The organism is Actinosynnema sp. (assembly GCF_052038725.1).
This window is the reverse complement of the sequence record NZ_JBQGCX010000406.1, coordinates 1-5,282: the sequence shown is the minus strand read 5'-3', so window position 1 is coordinate 5,282 and position 5,282 is coordinate 1. Positions and strand designations below refer to the sequence as shown.

General features: G+C 72.6%; 4 protein-coding genes. 1 reads left to right on the top strand and 3 read right to left on the bottom strand.

Annotated features, from left to right (window positions below; genetic code table 11):
- The 3 genes from ACTUAL_RS08210 to ACTUAL_RS08200 form a co-directional block, all read right to left on the bottom strand.
- The coding region (locus ACTUAL_RS08210; protein ID WP_440899821.1) for an AfsR/SARP family transcriptional regulator at positions 1-437 on the bottom strand (437 nt) is incomplete at its 3' end.
- A gap of 227 nt (positions 438-664) precedes the next feature.
- Positions 665-2,692 carry an acyltransferase family protein gene (locus ACTUAL_RS08205; protein WP_440899820.1) on the bottom strand — a complete coding sequence of 676 codons (2,028 nt, stop codon included), beginning with the start codon at positions 2,690-2,692 and terminating at the stop codon, positions 665-667.
- 409 nt (positions 2,693-3,101) lie between these two features.
- On the bottom strand, positions 3,102-3,998 hold the full coding sequence (locus ACTUAL_RS08200) for a proteasome assembly chaperone family protein (protein WP_440899819.1): 897 nt from the start codon (positions 3,996-3,998) through the stop codon (positions 3,102-3,104).
- Between the two features lie 286 nt (positions 3,999-4,284).
- On the opposite strand from ACTUAL_RS08200, the gene ACTUAL_RS08195 reads away from it, so the two are divergent.
- A partial coding sequence (locus ACTUAL_RS08195) for an ABC transporter ATP-binding protein (protein WP_440899818.1) occupies positions 4,285-5,282 on the top strand: 998 nt, incomplete at its 3' end.

Genomic DNA, 5,282 nt, shown 5'->3' with positions numbered 1-5,282 from the left:
GCGAAGTCCGCGTCGACGCCGTCGAGCGCGGGGCCGCGCCACAGGGCCAGCGCGCGGCCGTACGCGGCGTGCGCGGCGGCGTGGTCGCCGGAGCGCTCGGCCTCGCGGGCGGCGGTGTGCTCGGCGGTGAACACGTCCACGTCGCAGTCGCCCGGCTCGGTGACGAAGCGGTAGCCGGGCGAGCTGGTGCGCAGGGCGTCGGGCAGGCCGACGTTGGCGAGGGCGCGGCGCAGCTGGGAGACGTAGGTGTGCACGAGCGCCGTGCCGGACGCGGGTGGTGTCTCGCCCCACAGCAGGTCGACCAGGCGGTCGATGCCGACGACGTGCCCGCCCTGGCGCGCGAGCGCCACCAGCAGGGCCTTCGGCTTGGGTCCGCCGAGCGCGGCCTGGACGGCGTCCGTCCCGACCGCGACCGGCCCCAGCAGCCGGATGCGCATGTGTGCCCCTCCCCCAGTTCCCGCGACCGAGTGTCCCACCGGCGCGGTCGCCGGGTTCGGGTTCCTGCTCGGCAGCTTCGGGCCGCGTGCAACCCTTTGCGGGACAACGGGCCTGACCTCCCGTCCAAGATCACCGCGATTGTCGCACGCGTGTCCGACAGTGGTGCAGACGCGCGAAGGGGGGCCCGGTTGCCCGAGCCCCCCTGGCGTGATCGGTCCCGCGTGGACTACTCCTCGTTCCAGCCCAGCGTGCCTAGCACCGCCGGTTCGACGATCGGGTTCATGGTGAGCATGTAGCTCGACGTCAGGTGGTTGTCGTCGAAGTACAGCAGCACGTTCCCGATGGCGGGCGGGCAGATGTCGGCGGTGCAGTAGTAGTCGGTGAAGTCCAGGAAGCTGACGTTGGCCGGGATGTCGTCGCGCCGCTCGTACGGCGGGCCGATGGTCAGCGCGACCAGGTCGGAGCGCTTCATCACGCACCGCTCGTCCTCGGCGCCGTAGCGGGCCGCGCACTCGGACGGCGAGTAGTCGTAGCGCGGGCTGTCCCGGATGGCGACGACGGGGATGCCCGCCGCCTCCAGGTTCCTCCACTGCGCGACGAAGCCGTCGGGGGTCTCCTCGTCGTGGTCGAGGCGGATGGTCCTGGTGGCCATGGTGACGACGGCGTCGGGCTCGAGGTCGACGATCCGCTCGGCCGCCGCCGCGTTCCAGTCCTCGCACTCGCGGTCGCCGCGCACGGTCTCCGACTCGGTGGAGAACGGGCAGGCGCCCTTGATCATCGTGATGAGCTGCCAGTTCAGCCGCTCGGCGGTGGGCAGGAACGCCTCGGTGTACTGCTGGGCGTGCGAGTCGCCGACGATGACGATCTTCCTGGTGGGCTCGCCGTCGACCGGGCCGGTGCACACCTCCAGCTGCGGGGTGGCCGCGTCGGGCCGCTCGCAGCTCGCGCCGGGGATGAGCGACCACTGGTCGGTCATGGCCACCATCGGCGGCACCAGGCGGGCGTTGTCGTCACCGGAGTACGCGTAGCCCTCGGTGCGGGCGATCGCGCCGGGGTGGCTGTCGTCGGAGACCTCGGCGACGTAGCCGGTCAGCCGCCGGTCGCTGGTGAGCTGCCACACGGCGGTGGCCGCGATCACCGGCACCATGGCGGCGGCGACCAGGCGGAACCGGCCCTTGCGGGTGGGACGCTCGACGTAGCGGTGCGTGAAGGCGGCCAGCAGCAGCGACAGCGTGATGATGCCCAGGCCGCCCAGCAGGCCGACCTCGGTGCGGTCGCGGGCCACCAGGTACAGCACCAGGATCGGCCAGTGCCACAGGTACAGGCTGTAGGAGATGTCGCCGAGGTAGCGCAGCGGGCGGGTGCTCAGGAGGCGGTCGGCGCCGATCGGGCTGCCGGTGTGGCCAGCCAGCAGCACCAGCGCGGTGGCGACGGTCGGCCACAGCGCGGCCCAGCCGGGGAACATCGTGCCGACCTGGAGCAGCATCCCGCAGGAGGCCAGCATGAGCACGCCCAGCCAGCCCAGCGCGAGGCGGAGCCTGGCGGGCAGCTCGACCTTGTCGATCGCCAGTGCCAGCAGGCCGCCGAGGGCGAACTCCCACAGGCGGGTCGTGGTGGAGAAGTAGGCGAGCGGCTGGTTCGCGTTGGTCAGCTCCACCGAGTGCGCCAGGGACAGCGCGAGCACCAGGGTGAGCACGACGGCGACCGCGCGGGTCGCGTTGATCCGCAGGTGCCGCGCGGCCAGCGCGGCGGCCCCGACCAGCAGCGGCCAGGTCAGGTAGATCTGGCCCTGCACGGACAGCGACCAGAAGTGCTGCACCGGGCTGGCTTCGACGTGCGAGTTGAAGTAGTCCGTCGCCGCGCTCGTCAGCTGCCAGTTCTCCAGCAGCAGCAGCGAGGCGAAGACCTCCTCGACGGTGACCGGCCAGCGGTGCTCCGGCAGGAACATGACGCTGCCGATGACCGTGACCAGCAGGACGGCCGAGGCGGCGGGGAACAGCCGCTTGGCCGTGTTGAGCCAGTAGGTGCGGTACTGGACCCCGCCCCGCTCGGCCATCCTCGTGAGCTGGCCGGTGACGAGGAAGCCGGAGATGAGGAAGAACGCGTCCACGCCGCCGGAGACGCGACCGAGCCACACGTGGTACACGACGACCAGCAGGGCGGCGATGGCGCGCAGGCCCTGCAGCTCCGTGCGGTAGCGGCGTTTGCCCTCGACGGGGCGGGGTGGCGCTGGGGCGAGCACGTCAGAGGTCAACTGAGGGGTCCTTCAGGGGAGCCTTCGAGAGGTGGGGGTTCTCGCAGGCTCCCACGCGTTTTCCCACGCCCCTCGGGGCGGACGCGCTATCTTCAGGGTTTTGTCAGCTTTTCCGGACAACCCGTGAGCGGGCTCGTCACGGTGCGGTGATGGGCCGCGGAGCGCCGCTGGTCAGGGCCTCGCGGGGGACATCACAAGATCAACCGGAGCATTCGGGCGAACTGGTCGGGGGCTTCAGGTTCGTCCGCGCGGGGGTCTCACCACTGCAACGCGCGGGGACGCCCGGCAGGTTGCACGCGGCGGGAGGCCGGTCGCCGGAGGGCGCGCTCCCGACCGGGGAGCGCGCCGCCGCGGGCCGGGCGCCGGGAGTCGGGAGGTGCGGGTCCTCGCCCGCGCCGCCCGGTCCCGGTCAGTCGCGCTGCTGCTCGGCCAGGAAGCGCTCGAACTCCGCGCCCAGCTCGTCCGCGCTCGGCAGCGACTCGTCCTCGCCGACGAGCAGGTTCTCCGACGCCTGGGTGAACGCGTCGTACTGCCGCTCCAGCGCCTCCACGACCTGCGCCACCTCGCTGGACTCGGCGACCTGCCTGGCGATCTCGGCGTCGGTGCGGCGGGCGCTCTCGACCAGCGCGTCGGCGGACAGCGCGAGCCCGGTGGCCTTCGCCACGGACCGCAGCAGGTTCAGCGCGGCGGCCGGGTAGCTGCCCTGCGCGAGGTAGTGCGGCACGTAGGCGGCGAAGCCCATCGCGTCCAGCCCGGCCTCGCCCATCCGCAGCTCGACCAGCGCGCCCAGGTTGCCGGGCACCTGCACCCGGTTGAACGGGGAGCGCTCGACGACCAGCTCGGGGCGGGTGGCGTGCGAGATGACGGTGAGCTCGCGGGTGTGCGGCACGCCCATCGGCAGGCCGTGGAACCCGACCGCGAGCCGCACGCCCCAGCGCTCGACCAGCGCGATGACGGCCTGCGTCACGGCCTCCCAGCGGCGGTCCGGCTCGGGGCCGGTGAGCAGCAGGAACGGCGAGCCGACCGCGTCGTGCAGCAGGTGGACGACCAGCTCGGGGGCGTCGTAGTGCTCCCAGCGGTCGGTGGCGTAGGTCATGCTGGGCCTGCGGGCCCGGTAGTCCATGAGGTCGTCGACGTCGAAGCGCGCCACCACGCGGTGCTCGTGCGCCTGGAGCAGGTGCTCGGCCAGCGTCCCGCCCGCCGACCCGGCGTCCATGAAACCGTCGAAGTGGTGCAGCAGCACCGCTCCGGTCAGGTCCGGGACGTCGGAGTCGACCTCGAACAGCTCCTCCGGGTCCTGCGCCACGACGTGCCTCCAAGTGTGCTTTCCGTGCCCCTTGTCCAGGTGGCAACGCCGCCGGTCCCGGTTCCATTCCCCGCCGGTCGGGTCAGTGTGGCGGCCGTCCCGGCTCCCCCGCCCGGCGGCCCCCGCGCACCCCGAAGGCGGAAACGAGACCGTCACCCACCCGACCCGCAGGCGTCACACCAGCACCATCCGGGTCCGATCCACCCACCACGTCCGGGTGACGGCGCTTCGGCGGTCGGGTTATCGCGTTGACTTCCACAATGGTCGAGGTTCTAGCTTTCGGCCCATGGACATGGAGACCACGGCCTGGCACTCGTTGCACCACGTCGCCAACGCGCGCCGGTCGAGCAAGCCGCTGTCGGCGGCGGCGCTGAGGCGGATCTGGCGGTTCGCCGACGTGTCCCGGCCGAAGCTCGCGCAGTACCTGGTGGTCAGCGTCCTGGCCGCCGCGCTGGCGGTGCTCACGCCGGTGCTGGCCGGGCGGGTCGTGGAGGCGATCGTGTCCGGCGGCACGACCGGGTTCGTGGCGGGCCTGGCCGGGCTGATCGCGGTGATCGCGCTCGTGGAGGCGGGGCTGGGGCTGCTCGCGCGGTGGCTGTCGGCGAGCCTCGGCGAGAACCTGATCCTGCGGCTGCGCACCGTCGTCTACGACCACGTGCAGCGGCTGCCGGTGGCGTTCTTCACCCGCACCCGCACCGGGGCGCTGGTCAGCAGGCTCAACAACGACGTGATCGGGGCGCAGCGGGCGTTCAGCGACACGCTGTCCGGGGTCGTGGGCAACGTCGTCACGCTCGCGCTCACGCTCGCCGTGATGATCGGCTTCTCCTGGCGGATCACGCTGCTGGCGCTGGTGCTGCTGCCGGTGTTCGTGGTCCCGGCCCGGCGCATGGGCTCCCGCCTGGCGTCGCTGGAGCTGGAGGCCGCCGGGCACAACGCGGCGATGGGCGACCGGATGACGGAGCGGTTCTCGGCCCCCGGCGCGACGCTGGTGAAGCTGTTCGGCAGGCCCGAGCGCGAGTCGGCGGAGTTCGCGGACCGGGCGCGGCGGGTGCGCGACATCGGGGTGCGCAAGGCGATGGCCACCACGGTGTTCATGACCGCGCTCACGCTGGTGTCCGCGCTGGCCACCGCGCTGGTGTACGGGCTCGGCGGCTACTCGGCGCTGCGCGGCGAGCTGGACGCCGGGTCGGTGGTGTCGCTGGCGCTGCTGCTGACCAGGCTGTACGCGCCGCTGACCGCGCTGGCCAACGCGCGGGTCGAGATGATGAGCGCGCTGGTGTCGTT